The 15340-nt window shown below is 68.9% G+C and carries 21 protein-coding genes; 11 read left to right on the top strand and 10 right to left on the bottom strand.

What is annotated here, in order from left to right; genetic code table 11:
* The first annotated feature begins 13 nt into the window (after window positions 1–13).
* The 4 genes from KBZ15_RS06225 to KBZ15_RS06210 all read left to right on the top strand — a co-directional run bounded on the left by KBZ15_RS06225 (window position 14) and on the right by KBZ15_RS06210 (window position 2039).
* Entirely contained in the window at window positions 14–883 is an 870-nt protein-coding gene (locus KBZ15_RS06225; RefSeq protein ID WP_255014257.1) for a HEAT repeat domain-containing protein, read from the top strand.
* A 65-nt stretch (window positions 884–948) separates the two neighbouring features.
* A complete protein-coding gene (locus KBZ15_RS06220; RefSeq protein ID WP_255014255.1) occupies window positions 949–1197 on the top strand; it encodes a DUF2997 domain-containing protein in 249 nt (82 codons plus the stop codon).
* 39 nt (window positions 1198–1236) lie between these two features.
* Window positions 1237–1626 (top strand): DUF1257 domain-containing protein, encoded by a 390-nt coding sequence (locus KBZ15_RS06215; RefSeq protein WP_255014253.1) that lies wholly within the window; start codon window positions 1237–1239, stop codon window positions 1624–1626.
* 17 nt (window positions 1627–1643) lie between these two features.
* Window positions 1644–2039, top strand: a complete 396-nt coding sequence (locus KBZ15_RS06210) for a ferredoxin (RefSeq protein ID WP_254931550.1) — start codon at window positions 1644–1646, stop codon at window positions 2037–2039.
* On the opposite strand, the gene rsmG is transcribed toward KBZ15_RS06210, so the two are convergent.
* Window positions 2005–2778 (bottom strand): 16S rRNA (guanine(527)-N(7))-methyltransferase RsmG, encoded by a 774-nt coding sequence (gene rsmG / locus KBZ15_RS06205; RefSeq protein ID WP_255014250.1) that lies wholly within the window; start codon window positions 2776–2778, stop codon window positions 2005–2007. The genes KBZ15_RS06210 and rsmG overlap by 35 nt on opposite strands.
* A gap of 62 nt (window positions 2779–2840) precedes the next feature.
* Here rsmG and KBZ15_RS06200 point away from each other — a divergent pair, with 62 nt between their 5' ends.
* Both KBZ15_RS06200 and KBZ15_RS06195 read left to right on the top strand, forming a co-directional pair.
* Window positions 2841–3317, top strand: coding sequence for a J domain-containing protein (locus KBZ15_RS06200; RefSeq protein WP_255014248.1), 477 nt, complete (start codon window positions 2841–2843; stop codon window positions 3315–3317).
* Window positions 3314–3580, top strand: coding sequence for a DUF3143 domain-containing protein (locus tag KBZ15_RS06195; protein WP_255014246.1), 267 nt, complete (start codon window positions 3314–3316; stop codon window positions 3578–3580). The genes KBZ15_RS06200 and KBZ15_RS06195 overlap by 4 nt, the downstream gene beginning before the upstream one ends.
* A gap of 18 nt (window positions 3581–3598) precedes the next feature.
* On the opposite strand, the gene KBZ15_RS06190 is transcribed toward KBZ15_RS06195, so the two are convergent.
* The 5 genes from KBZ15_RS06190 to KBZ15_RS06170 are packed head-to-tail and all read right to left on the bottom strand — an operon-like array spanning window position 3599 to window position 7087.
* The gene (locus KBZ15_RS06190) at window positions 3599–3754 is read right to left on the bottom strand and encodes a hypothetical protein (protein WP_255014244.1); all 156 of its coding nucleotides are present in this window, start codon (window positions 3752–3754) and stop codon (window positions 3599–3601) included.
* Between the two features lie 24 nt (window positions 3755–3778).
* The gene (gene bioD / locus KBZ15_RS06185) at window positions 3779–4435 is read right to left on the bottom strand and encodes a dethiobiotin synthase (protein ID WP_255014242.1); all 657 of its coding nucleotides are present in this window, start codon (window positions 4433–4435) and stop codon (window positions 3779–3781) included.
* The gene (locus KBZ15_RS06180) at window positions 4432–5211 is read right to left on the bottom strand and encodes a methyltransferase domain-containing protein (RefSeq protein ID WP_255014239.1); all 780 of its coding nucleotides are present in this window, start codon (window positions 5209–5211) and stop codon (window positions 4432–4434) included. Before KBZ15_RS06180 ends, bioD begins: the two co-directional genes overlap by 4 nt.
* The gene (locus tag KBZ15_RS06175) at window positions 5208–5921 is read right to left on the bottom strand and encodes an alpha/beta hydrolase (protein WP_255014237.1); all 714 of its coding nucleotides are present in this window, start codon (window positions 5919–5921) and stop codon (window positions 5208–5210) included. Before KBZ15_RS06175 ends, KBZ15_RS06180 begins: the two co-directional genes overlap by 4 nt.
* Window positions 5912–7087, bottom strand: a complete 1176-nt coding sequence (locus KBZ15_RS06170) for an aminotransferase class I/II-fold pyridoxal phosphate-dependent enzyme (protein WP_396123411.1) — start codon at window positions 7085–7087, stop codon at window positions 5912–5914. Before KBZ15_RS06170 ends, KBZ15_RS06175 begins: the two co-directional genes overlap by 10 nt.
* A 213-nt stretch (window positions 7088–7300) precedes the next feature.
* Here KBZ15_RS06170 and KBZ15_RS06165 point away from each other — a divergent pair, with 213 nt between their 5' ends.
* From KBZ15_RS06165 to KBZ15_RS06155, 3 genes are all read left to right on the top strand, one after another.
* Entirely contained in the window at window positions 7301–10048 is a 2748-nt protein-coding gene (locus tag KBZ15_RS06165) for an RNA helicase (protein WP_255014235.1), read from the top strand.
* Window positions 10049–10109: 61 nt separating this feature from the next.
* Window positions 10110–10550, top strand: a complete 441-nt coding sequence (locus KBZ15_RS06160) for a 23S rRNA (pseudouridine(1915)-N(3))-methyltransferase RlmH (RefSeq protein WP_254930842.1) — start codon at window positions 10110–10112, stop codon at window positions 10548–10550.
* A gap of 24 nt (window positions 10551–10574) precedes the next feature.
* Window positions 10575–10976, top strand: a complete 402-nt coding sequence (locus KBZ15_RS06155) for an OsmC family protein (protein ID WP_254930833.1) — start codon at window positions 10575–10577, stop codon at window positions 10974–10976.
* 36 nt (window positions 10977–11012) lie between these two features.
* Here the strand turns inward: KBZ15_RS06155 and purB are convergent, their stop codons facing one another.
* Both purB and KBZ15_RS06145 read right to left on the bottom strand, forming a co-directional pair.
* The gene (purB, locus tag KBZ15_RS06150) at window positions 11013–12308 is read right to left on the bottom strand and encodes an adenylosuccinate lyase (protein WP_255014232.1); all 1296 of its coding nucleotides are present in this window, start codon (window positions 12306–12308) and stop codon (window positions 11013–11015) included.
* Between the two features lie 52 nt (window positions 12309–12360).
* On the bottom strand, window positions 12361–12546 hold the full coding sequence (locus tag KBZ15_RS06145; RefSeq protein WP_197151456.1) for a hypothetical protein: 186 nt from the start codon (window positions 12544–12546) through the stop codon (window positions 12361–12363).
* Between the two features lie 113 nt (window positions 12547–12659).
* On the opposite strand from KBZ15_RS06145, the gene KBZ15_RS06140 reads away from it, so the two are divergent.
* The gene (locus KBZ15_RS06140) at window positions 12660–13529 is read left to right on the top strand and encodes a TlyA family RNA methyltransferase (RefSeq protein ID WP_255014230.1); all 870 of its coding nucleotides are present in this window, start codon (window positions 12660–12662) and stop codon (window positions 13527–13529) included.
* Between the two features lie 27 nt (window positions 13530–13556).
* Here the strand turns inward: KBZ15_RS06140 and KBZ15_RS06135 are convergent, their stop codons facing one another.
* Window positions 13557–13895, bottom strand: coding sequence for a P-II family nitrogen regulator (locus tag KBZ15_RS06135; protein WP_197151453.1), 339 nt, complete (start codon window positions 13893–13895; stop codon window positions 13557–13559).
* A gap of 191 nt (window positions 13896–14086) precedes the next feature.
* Here KBZ15_RS06135 and queF point away from each other — a divergent pair, with 191 nt between their 5' ends.
* Window positions 14087–14506: a preQ(1) synthase gene (gene queF / locus KBZ15_RS06130; RefSeq protein ID WP_197153353.1), complete on the top strand. Its 420-nt coding sequence runs from the start codon at window positions 14087–14089 to the stop codon at window positions 14504–14506.
* Here the strand turns inward: queF and KBZ15_RS06125 are convergent.
* A partial coding sequence (locus KBZ15_RS06125; protein ID WP_255014228.1) for a cytochrome c biogenesis protein ResB occupies window positions 14503–15340 on the bottom strand: 838 nt, incomplete at its 5' end. The two genes, queF and KBZ15_RS06125, sit on opposite strands and share 4 nt — an antisense overlap.

Below are 15340 nucleotides of genomic sequence, written 5' to 3'. Positions count from 1 at the left end.
GTGAGTCTTTCCCGTGAGCCTTTCCCCCCAGCCTGACCAGCCCTCTGGCCCCTACGACGAAAGCCCCCAGGAGCTCTACCTCGACCCGGAGGTGCTTGCCCAGGAATTGGCCGAGGAACTGCTCGGCGATCCCCTCGATGCCTTTGACACCAGCGATCCAACCGCCAGCGATGTGGCGGCGGAGTGCGATCTGGGGCTGCAGTTCCTCCGTGGTGAAGCTGGTGGTGAAGTTGGCGGCGAAGCTGGCGGTGAAGCTGGCGGCAGCAGCCACGACCAGCGGATGCAGGGTCTGCGGATCTTTTGCGAGCACCGTGATCCCCGGGCCCTGCCCCTGCTGCTGCCCCTGCTGGCGGTGAGCTGTCCGATCGTGCGCATGAGCGCGGTCTATGCCCTGGGCCGCAATCCCAGCCCCCTGGCAGTTGAGCCCCTATTGGCCCTGCTGGCAGCGGATGACAACGGCTACGTGCGCAAGGCCGTCGCCTGGAGCCTCGGCAACTACCCGGATGCCCCGGTGCTGAACCCCTTGATCCGCTCCCTGCAGGTGGACATTGCGGCCGTGCGCCTCTGGGCGGCCAGCTCCCTGGCGGAGGCGGGCTGCAGCGGCCCCGCCAAGGCCGATCCGGCGGCGGCCCAGCTGTTGTTGAGCCTGCGCATCGACAGCGAGGCGGCGGTGCGCAGCAACAGTGCCTGGTCCCTTGGCCGCTTGTATGGCGACCTGGTGGAGCCCCGCCAGCAGGTGGTGGTGGAATCACTGTTGACGGCCATGCTCCACGATGGCGAGTCGGGGGTGCGGGATGAAGCCCGGCTGGCCCTGGAGCAACTGGAGCAACCGGAGGTGCTGGAGCGACTCCAGACCCTGGTGGACGAAGGGCTGCTCAGCTGAGCCCGGGCCTTGGGCCCAGCTCCTCAGATTCCAGCTAACATCTCTTAACCCTCACCAGGTTTGGGATGGAAGAGCACACCATCCATTTTCGGATCCGGCCCGATGGCCGGGTGGAAGAGCTGGTGGAAGGGTTTCGGGGCCCGGGCTGCGCCCAGCTCACCGAAAGGATCGAAGCCGGCTTGGGCGTGGTTCAGCGGCGCCAGAGCACGGCTGAAGCGTTCCAGCCCCAACAACAGGGCCAATCCCAGCTGCAAGGCCTGGGGCAATCCTTGGCCAATCCACTGCCCTCATCCCAGCCCATATCCCAGCCCTAACCCCGGCCCTCTTAATCACCGCCGCTGCCGCTCCCACCGATGTCGCACTTCAGCACGATCAAGACCGAGCTTCGCGATCGCCAGGCCTTGCTCGGGGCACTCCGGGACCTGGGCCATTCCCCCACGGAGGGTTCCCTGCAGGTGCGCGGCTACCGGGGCCAAACCCTTGAGGCCCAGCTGGCGGTGCTCCAGCCCAATGGCGCCGACATCGGCTTCCGGCTCAACCCGGATACGGGCAGTTACGAGCTGGTGACCGATCTCGACCTCTGGAATCAATCGGTGCCGGTGGAGCGCTTTGTGGCCCAGCTCAGCCAGCGCTATGCCCTGCGCACCATCCTTGCGGCCAGCGCGGAAGCGGGCTTTGAACTGCGCGAGCAAACCCAGCAGCAGGACGGCACCATCGAGCTGGTTGTGAGCCGTTGGGCCTAGCTGTGGACTCCCCCGCCATGGCAGATCCGGCGCTGGCCTTCCAGGCGGCAGTCCCGGCCCCAGGTTCCCTGCGCACTGGCATGGAGCCCCTACTGGGCGGGGGCCTGCGCCAGAAGGCCGTCTGGGTCGATGAGGCTGTCTGTATCGGCTGCCGCTACTGCGCCCATGTGGCCACCAATACCTTCGTGGTTGAGCCCGACTGGGGCCGCTCCCGGGCACTCCGCCAGGATGGCGATTCCACCGAGTTGATCCAGGAGGCGATTGATACCTGTCCGGTGGACTGCATTCACTGGGTGGCCTATGAGCAGCTGGGTGAGCTCCAGCACCAACTGGCTGCCCAGGAGATCCTGCCCCTGGGGGTGCCCTCGCCGGCCCGGCTCAAGCGCAACCTGCCTCGCCGCCAGCCGGTTTGAGCGCCGCCCCGAGGGGCTGCTTGGCGGGCAGGCCCACCGCCCTGGGGTAGCTGGGCGGGCAGGGGGCCAGGGGCTTCACCACCAGGGCGTGGCGCAGGCCGCGTCCGCCGGGCAGCTCCCGGCTCAGGCACTGCTCGGTAGTGGCCCGCAGGAGTACCAGGGCCGCGTCTAGCTCGCCCTGGTCTGCCGCCGACCACTGCCCGCGGTAGAGCAGGGCCCGACCCTGGGGGGCCAGTAGGGGTACCAGGTATTCGGCCACCACCGGTGCCCGGGCCACGGCCCGGGCCAGGGCCCAGTCGAACTGGCCACGGCAGGCCTGGAGCCTGCCGGTGCGCTCGATCCGTTCACAGCGCAGGTGTACCCGCTCCGCCAGCCCCAGGGCAGCCGCCATGGCTCCCACCGCCTCCACCTTGCGGCCCACCGAGTCCACCAGGGTGAGCTCGGCCTGGGGGAAGGCGATCGCCAGGGCCAGGCCTGGGAAGCCGCCGCCGGTGCCCACGTCGATCAGCCGCAAAGGGGCCTGGGCCGCATCCGTGCCCAGCAGGGGCGTCAGGGGCCAGAGGCTGTCGAACACCTGGGCGATCCAGAAGTCGTCGCCCTCCACCAGGCGGGTCAGGTTGTGCTTGCTGTTCCAATGGCGCAGCTGCTCCTGCAGGGCGCCCAGCAGCCTTTCCTGCTCAGCGCTGGGCTGCCAGCCCAGGGTGTGCCAAAAGGCATTGCCGGTGAGGGTTCGGGCCATCCAGCCTGGCGGAGGGTTTCAGCTACCTAGGATCCCCCAGACCGGATTTTCTCGCCGGCCCGGTGCCCTTGGCCAGCCCTGCTCCCCCTGCCTCAACCAGCCACTACGCCCTGCTTCAGGTGGCAGAGACGGCTTCGCCCCAGGAGTTGCGCAGGGCTTTTCGCGGCCTGAGCAAGCTGTATCACCCCGACACAACCCTGCTGCCGGCGCCTGAAGCTGCTGCCCTGTTCCAGCTGCTGCAACAGGCCTATGCGGTGCTGAGCGATCCGGAGTTGCGCCGCCGTTACGACGCCGAGCTCCATCCAGTTTTGCCCCAGCGTGCCCCCCCATTGGCGGCCATGGCTGCCGCCGCACCGCGGCAGGTTTCGGTGCGGCGCGACCTCTCCGGCGGCGAGTGGCTGGCCCTGTTGCTGCTCGGCTTTGCCCTGCTGGTGAGCCTGGTGCTCGGCGTGGGGGTGGCCTGGATGCGGGGTGTCGAGCTGGTGCAGTTGCCCTCCTGGTGGGCTGGGGCCGGCTCCATGACAGGGTTGGGCCCATGAGCGAACTGCCCAGTCCCCAAACCCCCCTTTACCACCATCCCCTGCCGGCGCTTGAGAACTGGCTGGTCCAGCTGGGCGCCAGCCGGCAGCGGGCCAACCCCTGTCTGTGGGATCTGCACCGGCCGGAATGGAGTGCCCAGATTGAGCTGGAGGTGGAGGAGCTCAAGGTGAGCTGGCACCACGACGGCCAGGTGTCGGTGCGCCACTTTCCCTATGGCCTGTCGAGGGCTGATGCCGAGGCGGTGATCCTGGCTGGCCCCTAGCCCCTTGGGGCACCCAGCTCAGCGGCAGATGCTGCTGCGGCGCTCGGCGGCGGTGGCGGTCGGCCCGCAGTTCAGCCAGCGCACCAGGGAATCTTCCATATCGGTGAACAGCACCAGCACCCCGCCGCACAGCAATACCAGGGCCCCACTCACCAGCCAGTGCTGCTTGGTCATGGCTTAGAGGTCATGGGTTTTTAGTTATGTCTGGTTATCCAGGGCTGAGCTGAGGTTAGGGCCCAGCTGCTGGGCCTGCCATTGGCCCGCCAGCGCTTCGGCGCTGAGGGGCTCCAGCGGCGGCAACTGGGCCAGCACCGGGGCCTGGGCCAGGGTGGCCAGGGTGGCTGGGTTGTCAGGGTGGAGCGGACCGTTGAGTACCAGGCCCAGCAGATGCAGCCCCCGGCGGCGCAGGGCTTCCACCGACAGCAGGGTGTGGTTGAGCGTGCCCAGGCCACTGCGGGCCACCAGCAGCACCGGTAACCCCCACTCGGCCAGTTGGTCGATCTGCAGCCAGTCCCGCCGCAGGGGCACCAGCAGGCCGCCGGCGGTTTCCACCACCAAGGGCCCGGTCACCGCCGGCAGGGCCAGCCGGGCCGGATCGATCCTGATACCTTCGCGCTCGGCGGCCCAGTGGGGCGATACTGGCGCCCGCAGGCGGTAGGCCTCCGCCAGCAGGCGTTCGGCGGGGAGTTGCAACAGGGCCTGCAACCGGCCCGTGTCGCCGCCGCCCTCCAGGCCGCTCTGCACCGGTTTCCAGTAGTGGGCGCCCAGGCCCTGCACCACCAGGGCGCTGACGACGGTCTTGCCCACGTCGGTGTCGGTGCCGCAGACCACCAACTGGCGTCTGGAACGGGTCATGGCTGGCAGTTTGGGTCGGGGCGCTGGGCCAGCAGCAGCAGCACCTCCCAGCTGACCCGGCCTGGGGCCGGCCAGTGGCGCAGCAGCTGGCGCAGCTGGCCGGGGGCCAGGCGGTCGCAGTGGCTGGCGCTGGCCCCCAGGGTTTTGAGTTGCTGCAGAAAGCCCAGGCCGCTGCCGTAGTTGCGGCTGAACTGCAGCCTTTGGCAGTGCCGCCGCTGCAGTTCACCCCGGCCCGCCACTGCCTCCAACACAACTGCCTCCGGCAGGGCCAGGGCGCTGCAGGGCACCCCGGCGGCGGCAGCGGCATGGTGCCATTCGGGAAAGCTGCCGCTGGTGGGCACCGCCAGGGCCAGCCAGCCGCCTGGTCGCAGCCGGCTGCACCAGTGCCGCAGCTGGGTGGCGGGTTCGTCGAGCCATTGCAGGGCAAAGCTGGAGCTGAGCAGGGCGGCCTGCTGCAGGGATTCGGGCAGCCCCTGGTTGAGATCCCAGAGCAGGCGCTGGTCCGGCCCGGCCAGGGGGTTTTGGGCCAGCAGCTCGGGGCAGAGATCCAGCTGCAGCATGGGCTCCAGCCTGCCCTGCCGGCCAAGGGCCTGGCCGACCAGGCCGCTGCCGGCGCCCAGGTCGGCCCGGGGGCCTGCGGCGGGGATCGGCAGGGCTGCGCAGAGATGGGCCAGCCGCCAGGCCACCCCCTGCTGCAGGCGGGCCTGGCTGGAATAGGGGCCGGCGTGGCGGCCGAAGCGGGCACTCACCCGCTGGCTGAAGGGGGCCGCGCTCATGGCAGGGCCTCGATCCAGGCGCACACCATGCCCACCAGGGCCGAACTCAGCAGGCAGTGCCCCACCCCGGCCAGCTCGAGGCTGTCGGCGGCGGGCAGGGCCTCGCGCAGCAGCCGGCGGGCTTCCGGAACCACGATCTGATCCTCCCTGCCCTCCACGATCAACACCCGGGCCCGGCTCGGGAAGCCCGCCGGCAGGCCGCTGGTGGCGGTCAGCAGGGCCAGATCCTCAGCCAGCCGCCGCCGCCCCGGCTCCAGCAGGGCTCTGGCCGTGATGCCCGGCGGCAGCTGGCTGGGCGCCTGGGGGGCTGCGGCCTTCTCCAGGAAGGTCTCAATCATGGAGTTGGCCTGGCTGCCCCCCAGCTGGTCGGCCATGGCGGCCACGGCTGCGGCCAGCCGGCGGCCGTTCTTGCCCTCCGGCAGGAAGCGGCCGAAGCTGGCCAGCAGCACCACCGCATCGGCCTGCTCCAGCACGGCCGGGGCCAGCAGGTGGGGGCCGAGCGAGTGGGCAACTACCACCTTTAGCCCGCCGCCGGCCAGCCAGTTCACTGCCCGGGGGGTCTGGCCGGCGTAGCCCCGCTCGCCACACTGGCTCCGCCAGCCACGAGCCCTCCAGGCGGCCTGGAATGGTTCCATTCCCTGGGCATCGCCGGCCCAGCCGTGCATGGCTATCAGCTGCGTGGCGATCAGCTGCATGGCGATCAGCTGCATGGCAAGTTTTGGCCTGGTGGGGATCCCAGGGCCGTCAGCAACCGCTCCAGACTGCCGAGCGGCAGGTCGGCCCGCAGCACCAGGCGCAGCCGGGCGCTGCCTTCGGGCACGGTGGGCGGCCGGATCGCCACCCCCAGCAGGCCGGCGGCCTCCAGGCGTTGCTGCAGTTCCAGGGCCAGGCCGTCATCGCCCACCAGCAGGGGCAGGATCGGGCCTAGGCCGGGGGGGCGCGGCCAGCCGGCGGCCTCCAGGGCACTGCGCCAGCGCTTGGCCCGCTGCAGCAGTGCCGGACCGCGGGGGTTGGCCTGGATCTGGCCGAGGGCGGCCAGGGCTGCGGCGGCCAGGGGCGGGGCCAGGGCCGTGGTGTAGCGGAAGGGGCCGCTGAACTGCAGCAGCCACTCCATCACCAGGGCGTCGCCGGCCAGGAAGGCGCCACCGCTGCCGAAGGCCTTGCCGAAGGTGCCGCTGAGCAGGGCGATCTCCCCCTGGCCCTTTGCCCCGTTGAGGCCATATCCCAGCCCGCGGCCGCCGGGGCCGAGCACCCCTAGGGCATGGGCCTCATCCAGCAGCAGGGCGGCGCCGTGGCCCTGGCAGAGGGCCGCCAGGGTGCCCACATCCGGACTGGTGCCCTGCATGGAAAACAGACTTTCGCTCAGCACCAGCAGCCGCTGCCCCGGCCGCGCCTGCCGCGTCAGCTGGAGGCGCCGCCCCAGGTCGTTGAGGTCGTTGTGGGCAAAGCGCTGCAGCCGGGCGCCGCTGGCCCGCACCCCGGTGAGCAGGGAGTGGTGGATCAGCCGGTCGGCCAGCACCAGGCTATGGCGATCGGCCAGGGCCCCCACCGCCGCCAGGTTGGCTTGAAAGCCGCTGGGAAACAGCAGCACCCGCTCCCGCCCCAGCCAGGTCGCCAGAGCCCGCTCCAGGGCCTGGTGCCCCGGCCGGCTGCCGCTCACCAGCAGGGAGGCGCCTGCTCCGGCCCCCTCGAGGGCCGCGGCGGCCTGGGCGGCGGCAACCACGGCGGGATGACAGCTCAGGCCGAGGTAGTCGTTGCTGGCCAGATCCAGCAGGGGCGCCCCATCGACCCGCAGTCGGGCGGCGGCCTGGCCGGGCTCGAAGCTGCGCAGGCCGCGGCGGCGCTGCTCCGGTAGGAGCGCCAGCTGGCGCCGCAGCTCCTGTTGCCAGGGGGTGGCTGGCGGGAGCTGGGAGTGGGAGGCGTTGGGTCCCAATGATCTCGATCTCAACGACCCGTTCCCGTCTCGGCACGTTAAATCGAGCCTGGTTCCCAGCTTGGTTCAAGCTCCTGCTGGGGCGGGACGTGCTTTGGGGAGAGGGGTTCCCATAGGATGGGTGGATGATCCAGCCCCAAAAGCAGCGTGCCTGAAGTGGCGCCCAACGCGCTGGATCCGGCTGCAATCTTTCCCTTCCCCCTAGATGATTTCCAGCTGGAGGCGATCGACGCCCTCCAGCAGGGCCATTCGGTTGTGGTGAGTGCGCCCACGGGTTCGGGCAAGACCCTGGTAGGCGAATACGCCATCTACCGGGCCCTGGCCCATGGCCAGAAGGTTTTTTACACCACGCCGCTGAAGGCGCTCTCCAACCAGAAGCTGCGCGATTTCCGCGAACAGTTTGGCGCCGAGAGGGTGGGGCTGCTCACCGGTGATATGAGCCTCAACCGGGAGGCCCAGGTGGTGGTGATGACCACCGAGATCTTCCGCAACATGCTCTACGCGGAAGCCGATGCGGGAGATGACCCGCTGGAGGGCGTGGAGGCGGTGGTGCTCGACGAGTGCCACTACATGAATGATTCCCAGCGCGGCACCGTGTGGGAAGAATCGATCATCCACTGTCCGCCCTCGATTCAGCTGGTGGCGCTCTCGGCCACGGTGGCCAATGCCGGCCAGCTCACCGACTGGATCAATCGGGTGCATGGCCCCACCTCGCTGGTGCACAGCGACCACCGGCCCGTGCCCCTGGCCTTCAGCTTCTGCAGCGCCAAGGGCCTGCACCCCCTGCTCAACGATGAGGGCACGGGTCTCCATCCCAACTGCAAAGTCTGGCGGGCCCCCAAGGGCAGTCGCCGCAAGGGCCCCAAAATCCCCAAGCCGCCCCAGCCGGAGGCGCCGCCCCTGGGCTTTGTGGTGGCCCAGATGGCCGAGCGCGACATGCTGCCGGCTATCTATTTCATCTTCAGTCGCCGCGGCTGCGACAAGGGGGTCAAGGAGCTGGGCAGGGCCTCTCTGGTGACGCCCGCCGAGCAGGCCCGCATTCAGGCCCGACTGGACCTGTTTGTGGCGACTACCCCCGAGGCCGTGCGCGAGGGCGGCCATGCAGAAGCCCTGCTGCGGGGTATCGCCTCCCACCACGCCGGGGTGTTGCCGGCCTGGAAGGAATTGATCGAGGGCCTGTTTCAGCAGGGCCTGATCAAGGTGGTGTTCGCCACCGAAACCCTGGCCGCGGGCATCAACATGCCGGCCCGCACCACGGTGATCTCTGCCCTCTCCAAGCGCACCGAGCGGGGCCACCGGCCGCTGATGGGCAGTGAATTCCTGCAGATGGCGGGCCGGGCCGGCCGGCGCGGGTTGGATTCCCAGGGCTACGTGGTGACCGTGCAGAGCCGCTTTGAGGGGGTGCGAGAGGCGGGCCAGCTGGCGACTGCGCCGGCCGATCCGCTGGTGAGCCAGTTCACGCCCAGCTACGGCATGGTGCTCAACCTGCTGCAGCGCTACCCCCTTGCCAAGGCCAGGGAGCTGGTGGAGCGCAGCTTTGGCCGCTACCTGGCCACCTTGGATCTGGTGGAGGACGAAGCCCGGATTGCCCAGTTGATGCAGCAGCTTGCAGGCCTGGAAGACGGCTCGGGCGAGGTGCCTTGGGACGATTTTGAAGACTACGAAAAGCGGCGGGCCCACCTGCGCGAGGAGCGCCGCATTCAGCGGACCCTGCAGCAGCAGGCCGAGGAAACCCTCGCCCACGAGCTCACTTTGGCGCTGCAGTTTGCCAGCGAGGGCAGCCTGGTGAGCCTGAAGGCGCCCCAGCTGCGCGGCCGGGTGACGCCGGCGGTGATTGTGGAGAAGGTGAAGGGGCCGGGTCAGTTCCCCCTGCTCAAGTGCCTCACCGATGAGAACCTCTGGGTGTTGCTGCCCTGCCAGGGGGTCGTGAGCCTGCATGCCGAACTCAGCTGCCTGCAGGTGGGCCAGGTGGATGCCCCCGAGCTAGACCACGCCGGTGAGATCCGCCATGGCGACCAGGCCAGTGGTGGCTTGGCCCTGGCGGTGGCTTCGATGGCCAGCCGCCACGACATGGCCACCCCCCAGTACGACCTGGCCGGTGAGGTGCGGGCCCAGGCCCAGCTCGTAGATCAGCTGGAGGAGCGGCTCGAGCTGCATCCGGCCCACCGCTGGGGCGACCGCCGCCAGCTGACAAAGCACCGCCGCCGGATGGAGGAGCTCCAGGTTGAGATTGGCGAGCGCCAACAGTTGCTGCACTTCAGGTCGAACAGGCACTGGGAAACTTTCCTGGCCCTGATCGAGGTGCTGCGTCACTTCGGTGCCCTGGCCGGCCCCGAGGGTCTGGAGCCCACCGAGGTGGGCCGCACCGTGGCGGCCCTGCGCGGCGACAACGAGCTGTGGCTGGGCCTGGCCCTGATGAGCGGCCACCTCGACGAGCTCGATCCGCCCCAGCTGGCGGCGGTGTTTGAGGCGATCTCCACCGAGGTGAGCCGGCCCGATCTCTGGAGCGGTTATCCACCGCCCCCGGCGGTGGAGGAGGCCCTGCACGACCTGCGCGGCCTGCGCCGGGAGCTGGAGCGCCAGCAGGAGGGGGCCAAGGTGACCTTCCCGCTCTGGTGGGAGCCGGAACTCACTGGCCTGGTGCACGCCTGGGCCAAAGGGGCCAGCTGGAGCGACATGATCGCCAACACTTCCATCGATGAGGGGGATGTGGTGCGGATCCTGCGCCGCACCGTGGATCTGCTGGCCCAGGTGCCCTACTGCGAAGCGATCAGCCAGCAGCTGCGCAACAACGCCCGGGCCGCCCTCAAGGCGATCAACCGCTTCCCGGTTTGCGAGATCGAGGATCTGTTGCCCAAGGCGCCGGCGGCGATTGCCAGGCCGTCTGGGGATCCTGGGGGTTGAGCTTCGGCATGGGTTGCGTTGCTTCGACAGTAGGTTGAATGCTGCTCCCGCTTCGCCCTTGATCAACCCCGCCCGCATCCGCATCCTGGCGGTGGGCAAGGTGCGCAAGGGCTGGGTGAGCGAGGGGGTGGAGCTATATCGCAGGCGCTTGCCAGGGCTTGAGATAGTTGAGCTGCGCGATGGCGGCCTGGCCCGCGAAGCAGAGGCGATCAGCTCCGAGCTGCGCCGGGGTGAGCAGCTGGTGGCCCTGTGCGAAGAGGGCCAGACCTATGACTCGCTGGCCTTCGCCCAGGCACTGGAGGGATCCGGCTCCGAGCAGCTGGCTTTTGTTATCGGCGGCGCCGCTGGCCTCGATCCGGCGCTCAAGGTGCGGGCCAGCTGGCGCCTGAGCCTCTCGCCGCTGACCTTCCCCCATGAGTTGGCGCGGCTACTGCTGCTCGAGCAGCTCTACCGGGCCCGCTCGATCCAGCAGGGCGGGCCGTACCACCGTCCAGGCGCTTGAGTGGGGAGGCGCTTACGCCCCGCGATGACCACGATCGACAGCCGCTACGAGGGAGCCCTCCGCTGCCATGCCAGCCATGGCCCTTCGGGCTCTGTGCTCGAGACCGATGCCCCCACCGACAACCAGGGCAAGGGGGAGCGGTTCTCGCCCACCGATCTGGTGGCCACTGCCCTGAGCACCTGCATCCTGACGATCCTGGGAATCGTCGCCGAGCGCCACGACTGGCCGCTGCAGGGGGCCACGGCCCGGGTGCAGAAGACCATGGGCGCCGAGGCTCCACGGCGCATCGCCCTGCTGGAGGTGTGGATCAGCCTGCCGGTGGGCCTCAGCGAGCAGCAGCGAGCTGTGCTGCAGCGGGCCGGGGAAAGCTGTCCGGTCAAGCTGAGCCTGGAGGTGGCGGTGCCGATTCGGCTGCACTGGGGCTGAGCAGCCCGCCAGAGCCCCCAGCTCAAAACCCTCAGCTCAAATCCCCAGTCGCTGCCAGATCACGCCCAGGTTGGCCTGATGCAGATCGGTGCTGAAACACTCAGCCAGCTGCTCAGCGCTGAGCTTGCCCGTCACCTCGCCATCGGCTTCAAGGTTGGCGCGGAAGTTGCCGCCATCGGTGTTCCAGGCGCTGTGGGCGTGGCGCTGCACGATCCGGTAGGCGTCTTCGCGGTTGATACCGGCTTCCACCAGGGCCAGCAGCACCCGCTGGCTGAACACCACGCCTCCGTACACATTCATGTTGCGGGCCATGTTCTCGGGGTAGACCCCTAGGCCCTTCACCACCGCGGTCATCTCGCGCAGCATGAAGTGGAGGGTGGCGGAGCAGTCGGGCAGCATCATCCGCTCCACCGAGCTGTGGCTGATGTCGCGCTCATGCCAGAGGGCGCAGTTTTCCAGGGCCGCCACCACGTAGCTGCGCAGCACCCGCGCCAGGCCGCCGATCCGCTCGCTGCGGATCGGGTTGCGCTTGTGGGGCATGGCCGAGCTGCCCTTTTGCCCCTTGGCGAAGTTCTCTTCCACCTCGAGCACGTCGGTGCGCTGCAGGTTGCGGATCTCGGTGGAGAAGCGCTCCAGGGCCGCGCCCACCAGGGCCAGGGTCTGCACGTATTCGGCGTGGCGATCGCGGGCGATCACCTGGGTGCTGGCGGTGTCGGGCACCAGGCCGAGCTTGGCGCAGGCGATCGCCTCCACCTGGGGGTCGGTGTTGGCGTAGGTGCCCATGGCGCCCGAGATCTGGCCCACGCTCACCACCCGCTCCAGGCGCTCGAGCCGCTCGCGGTTGCGCTCTACCTCCGCCAGCCAGCCCGCCAGCTTGAAGCCGAAGCTGATCGGCTCGCCGTGGATGGCATGGCTGCGGCCGATCATCACGGTGCCCTTGTGGGCGCGCGCCAGCTCGCGGATGGCGTCGGCTAGGGCATCCAGCTCGGTGCGCAGCAGCTGCACCGAGGCTTTCATCTGCAGGGCCAGGCCCGTGTCGAGCACGTCGGAGCTGGTCATGCCCACGTGGATGTAGCGGCCCGCATCCCCCACGTGCTCGTTGACGTTGGTAAGGAAGGCGATCACGTCGTGGCGCACCTCGGCCTCGATCTCAAGGATCCGCTCCACCGAAAATCTGGCCTTCGCCTTAATCGTGGCCACGGCCTCGGCAGGCACTCGCCCCAACTCACAGTTGGCCTCGGTGGCGGCGATCTCCACATCGAGCCAGCTCTGAAACTTGGCCTCTTCACTCCAGAGGTTGCCCATCTCGGGCAGGGTGTAACGCTCGATCAAGGCCGCGGGGGCTCACTTCTGGACCAATGTATGGGTGCGGCCGCCGGGGCGCTCAGGCCACGCTGGTGAGCCGGCGGTGTTCCACTTCCCACTGCACCTGCTGACCCCAGGCCTGCTGGCGCACCCAGCAGCGACCACCACGGCACTGGAGCAGCTGGAAGGGCGGCAGGTCGGCGGGTTGGTTGCGCAATTTCACGAAGCTTCCCGGGTAGAGAAGCTCCACCACGTTGTTGGCCATCACTGGGGCATGGGGAAGATGGGAACCATCCTGGGTCGGGTTTGGCCAGGGCGCCCTGATGCTTGGAATCTGTTCCGTTTGAGTTGTGGTTTGATCACAGCAGCGCAAGTGCCATGGGCCGCAGACAACGCCTGGATCAGGAGCTGGTGACCCGCGGCCTGGCCGCCAGCCGCCAGCAGGCCCAGCAGCTGATCCGGGCCGGGCGGGTGCGCCTGGGCGATCGGGTGCTCGACAAGCCAGGCACGGAAGTGTTGCCGGAGGCGGAGCTGCACGTGCAGCAATCGCCTCGATTTGTCTCCCGGGGTGGGGAGAAGCTGCTGCAGGCCCTGGCCACCTTCCCCCTGGAGGTGCGGGGCCGGGTCTGCCTCGATGGCGGCATCTCCACCGGGGGCTTCAGCGATTGCCTGCTCCAGCACGGCGCAGAGCGCGTCTATGGCATCGATGTGGGCTACGGGCAGACCGCCTGGCGCCTGCGCTGCGATCCGCGCCTGGTGCTGCGGGAGCGCACCAACCTGCGCCACCTGGTGGCGGCCGATCTCTATGGGCCCGCTGACCCCTGGCCCGATCTGGCGGTGGCCGATGTGTCGTTCATCTCCCTTGCCCTGGTGCTGCCCGCCCTGCTGGGCTTACTCCGGCCCGAAGCGGCCTGGGATCTGCTCCTGCTGGTCAAGCCCCAGTTTGAGGTGGGCAAGGCGCGGGTGGGCAAGGGGGGGGTGGTGCGGGATCCTGCTGCCCACTGCGATGCCATTGCGGGCGTGGTTGGGGCGGCGGCGGCCTTGGGCCTGGAGGCCTGGGGGTTGGTGGCCTCACCACTCACCGGCCCGGCGGGCAACCACGAATACCTGCTCTGGCTGCGGCCCACTGGCCTTGGTCCGCAGGGAGCACCAGTAGACCGGGCCATCCCAGCCGCTGGGGTCACCCCCGCCACCATCAGGACCCTGGTGGCCACCACCCTGGCCCCCTGCCCTGCCGCCAAGGGCTGACCCCAGACCGTACCCCGGGGCTCAGGCTTAGATGGCGCCGCTGTCGCGATCGCCCGTGCGGATGCGGATCACGGCGTCGATTGTGCTGACGAAGATCTTGCCGTCGCCGATTTCGCCGGTGCGGGCAGCTTCCTGGACGGCTGAAACCACCGTATCCACCTTGTCGTCATCGACGACGATCTCCAGTTTGAGCTTCTGCAGAAATTCCACTGTGAATTCCGAGCCGCGGTAGCGCTCCACCTGGCCCTTCTGACGGCCAAAGCCCCGCACCTCACTGACGGTCATGCCCACGATGCCCGCGTTGACCAGTGCGATCTTGACGTCCTCGAGCTTGAAGGGACGAATGATGGCCTCGACTTTTTTCATGGAAGCAGCTGATGCTGAAGGGAAGTCTCTCAGGTGCCCGCTACCGATGGCAGCCGACAGGCCTATTAGGCCTGAGTGCCGGGGCGATCGTGGTAGCTGTGGCTACCGGTCAGCACAACAGGCCAGCAGGTCTGGGCCCGTTCCTAGGATTGACCTCCCGCCGGTTTCTGGCCGGGCCCTATCGCCTTTCCATGTCTTCCAGCCCTGCTGCCGTTTCCGATCGCACCCTCACCCCCGCCTATGGCGAGCGGGCCATCGCCGAGGCGGAGCTGATCTGTTTTGACAACCCCCGGCCTGGCCGGGCCTACGAGATCTCCATTGAGCTGCCGGAATTCACCTGCAAGTGCCCTTTTTCGGGCTATCCGGATTTTGCGGTGCTGCGCCTGATCTATCAGCCTGGCCCCAGGGTGGTAGAGCTCAAGGCGATCAAGCTCTACGTAAACAGCTACCGCGACCGGGCCATCTCCCACGAAGAGGTCACAAACCGCATCCTCGATGATCTTGTGGCTGCCACCGAGCCCCAGTGGATGCAGCTGGAGGCAGACTTCCACCCCCGCGGCAACGTGCACACCGTGGTGCGGGTGAGCCACGGCAGCCGGCTTGCCTGTTAGAGCTGGCTGAGCAGCTGGGGCAATTCGGCGGCAAAGCCTGTGAGGTTGCGGTTGCAAAGGCCCGCCACATGCAGCTGGCCCGGGCCAGGCCCTTCTTCGGCGATCGCCCAGAGTTGGCGGGTTGCCACCAGGCTGAGCCCCCCGCCGGTCAGGGCGATGGCGAAGCCTGCATAGACGAGCGGCACGCCTGGATCTCGTTTCAAAAGGATGCCACTGGCGGGCAGCACGCTCGCCACCCGGATGGGTAGACCCTTGACCTCCAACGCTTCGCCGCCGGGGCTGATCTGGCCCAAGGGGCTGCCGTCGGCGCCGTACACCTCCACCGGACCCTGCTCACTGCCCAGGCTCAGCAGCACCGGCTCACTGCCATCGGGGCGGGTCGGCAGCACGAGTCCCCACACCTGCTCGCCCAGCTGGGGGAAGCTCTGCAGGGGCAACTGCAGCAGCGGACTCCTGCCCAGCTGCAGGCTGATTGCCGCCAGGGCCCAGTCGGCCTGGTAGAGGGTTACCCCTTGGAAGCGCAGGGGGTGGTTCACGCTGATCTGGGCCTGTTTCAGCAGGCTGCCGCCGCTGCCATCGCCTTCGAGGATGCGCAGCTGGGAGGTGAATTGCTCTGGCCTGCCGGCCGGATCGCGCTGGATGGAGAAGTTGTCGAGGGCGAGGGTGAGCTTGCTGCTGCCCCGACTGTCCATCAGCTCCAGGCTGCGGCCGGGGGCCAGGTATTGCTCGGCACGCTGGCCTGCCACGGCCCCCCAGGCGGCCCCCAGCATCAGCACCACCATGCCGGCGTGTACGAGCAGGGGGCCAACCTTGCCCAGCAGCCCCTTGCGGGCC

Origin of the sequence: Cyanobium sp. BA20m-p-22 (genome assembly GCF_024346275.1) — a bacterium.
Classification (GTDB): Bacteria; Cyanobacteriota; Cyanobacteriia; order PCC-6307; family Cyanobiaceae; genus Cyanobium_A.
This window is presented reverse-complemented; position numbering and strand designations above follow the sequence as displayed.

What these genes read in the sequence shown, in the direction of transcription:
- rsmG (WP_255014250.1), bottom strand. Translation starts at nt 2,778, where the DNA reads ATGGCCCGAACCCTCACCGGCAATGCCTTTTGGCACACCCTGGGCTGG.
- KBZ15_RS06195 (WP_255014246.1), top strand. Translation starts at nt 3,314, where the DNA reads ATGAGCGAACTGCCCAGTCCCCAAACCCCCCTTTACCACCATCCCCTG.
- KBZ15_RS06175 (WP_255014237.1), bottom strand. Translation starts at nt 5,921, where the DNA reads ATGCAGCTGATCGCCATGCAGCTGATCGCCACGCAGCTGATAGCCATG.
- KBZ15_RS06210 (WP_254931550.1), top strand. Translation starts at nt 1,644, where the DNA reads ATGGCAGATCCGGCGCTGGCCTTCCAGGCGGCAGTCCCGGCCCCAGGT.
- bioD (WP_255014242.1), bottom strand. Translation starts at nt 4,435, where the DNA reads ATGACCCGTTCCAGACGCCAGTTGGTGGTCTGCGGCACCGACACCGAC.
- KBZ15_RS06180 (WP_255014239.1), bottom strand. Translation starts at nt 5,211, where the DNA reads ATGAGCGCGGCCCCCTTCAGCCAGCGGGTGAGTGCCCGCTTCGGCCGC.
- KBZ15_RS06145 (WP_197151456.1), bottom strand. Translation starts at nt 12,546, where the DNA reads ATGGCCAACAACGTGGTGGAGCTTCTCTACCCGGGAAGCTTCGTGAAA.
- queF (WP_197153353.1), top strand. Translation starts at nt 14,087, where the DNA reads ATGTCTTCCAGCCCTGCTGCCGTTTCCGATCGCACCCTCACCCCCGCC.
- KBZ15_RS06220 (WP_255014255.1), top strand. Translation starts at nt 949, where the DNA reads ATGGAAGAGCACACCATCCATTTTCGGATCCGGCCCGATGGCCGGGTG.
- KBZ15_RS06190 (WP_255014244.1), bottom strand. Translation starts at nt 3,754, where the DNA reads ATGACCAAGCAGCACTGGCTGGTGAGTGGGGCCCTGGTATTGCTGTGC.
- KBZ15_RS06215 (WP_255014253.1), top strand. Translation starts at nt 1,237, where the DNA reads ATGTCGCACTTCAGCACGATCAAGACCGAGCTTCGCGATCGCCAGGCC.
- KBZ15_RS06155 (WP_254930833.1), top strand. Translation starts at nt 10,575, where the DNA reads ATGACCACGATCGACAGCCGCTACGAGGGAGCCCTCCGCTGCCATGCC.
- KBZ15_RS06135 (WP_197151453.1), bottom strand. Translation starts at nt 13,895, where the DNA reads ATGAAAAAAGTCGAGGCCATCATTCGTCCCTTCAAGCTCGAGGACGTC.
- KBZ15_RS06140 (WP_255014230.1), top strand. Translation starts at nt 12,660, where the DNA reads ATGGGCCGCAGACAACGCCTGGATCAGGAGCTGGTGACCCGCGGCCTG.